At 69.0% G+C, this 1,221-nt stretch carries 1 protein-coding gene; it reads left to right on the plus strand.

All coding sequences use genetic code 11. The annotated features are described in order from the left end of the window. Nucleotides 1-12 precede the first annotated feature (12 nt). A partial coding sequence (locus tag V6U90_RS33450) for an MFS transporter (protein WP_334445190.1) occupies nt 13-1,221 on the plus strand: 1,209 nt, incomplete at its 3' end.

Genomic DNA, 1,221 nt, shown 5'->3' on the forward strand with positions numbered 1-1,221 from the left:
ACGGGAGAACTCGTGTCTGCTGAACCGAAGAAAATGCCACTGGGCCTGCTCGCTCTTGCGATCGGCGGATTCGGCATCGGCCTCACCGAATTCGTGATCATGGGCCTGCTACCCGAGGTCGCCACCGACTTCGCCGTCACCGAATCCACCGCCGGCTGGCTGATCTCCGGCTACGCCCTGTCCGTCGCCGTCGGGGCCATCGGCCTGACCGCCGCCGTCACCCGGTTCAACCGCAAGCACATCCTGATGGGGCTGATGCTCCTGTTCATCGCCGGAAACCTGATCTCGGCGCTGGCCGGGACGTACGAGCTGATGATGGCCGGCCGCGTCGTCGCCGCACTCAGCCACGGGGCGTTCTTCGGCATCGGCTCGGTCGTCGCGGCGAGCCTCGTCACACCATCCCGCCAGGCGGCCGCGATCGCCATGATGTTCACCGGCCTCACCGCCGCCAACGTACTCGGCGTCCCGTTCGGCACCTTCCTCGGCCAGCAACTGGGCTGGCGATCCACGTTCTGGGCGATCACCGCCATCGGCGTCGTCGCCCTCGCCGGCATCGCCGCCCTCGTCCCGCCACACACCGCTACCGCCACCGCCACCACCGGCGGCCTGCGCCACGAGCTCAGGGCCTTCACCCACCCGCAGGTGTGGTTCTCGCTCCTGATCACGATCCTCGGCTTCGGAGGCATGTTCGGCGCATTCACCTACATCGCCTACACCCTGACCGAGGTCAGCGGCTTCGCCAGCGGCACCGTCCCATGGCTGCTCGTCCTGTTCGGCGTGGGCCTGTTCGCCGGCAACACCCTCGGCGGCAAGGCCGCCGACCGCTCGGTGCCCACGACACTCACCGCCGGCCTGGCCGCACTAACCACGGTCCTGGTCATCTTCGCCGTCACGGCGCCGAGCCAGATCATGACCATCGTCTCGCTGGCGTTCATGGGCGCGTTCGGCTTCGCCACCGTGCCCGGCCTACAGATGCGAATCATGCAATACGCCGGGCAGGCCCCCACCCTGGCCTCCGGCGCCAACATCGCCGCCTTCAACGTCGGCAACGCCCTCGGCGCATGGATCGGCGGCGTGACCATCACCGCCGGCCTCGGCTACACCTCCACCCTGTGGGACGGCGCCGCGCTCAGCTTCACCGGCCTCCTGGTCCTACTGATCGCCACCCGGCACGCCGTACGCAACAACGCAACGCCGGCCACGGTCGGCACCGCCGGCACC

This window comes from Micromonospora sp. CPCC 206060 (genome assembly GCF_036906895.1).
GTDB lineage: Bacteria > Actinomycetota > Actinomycetes > Mycobacteriales > Micromonosporaceae > Micromonospora.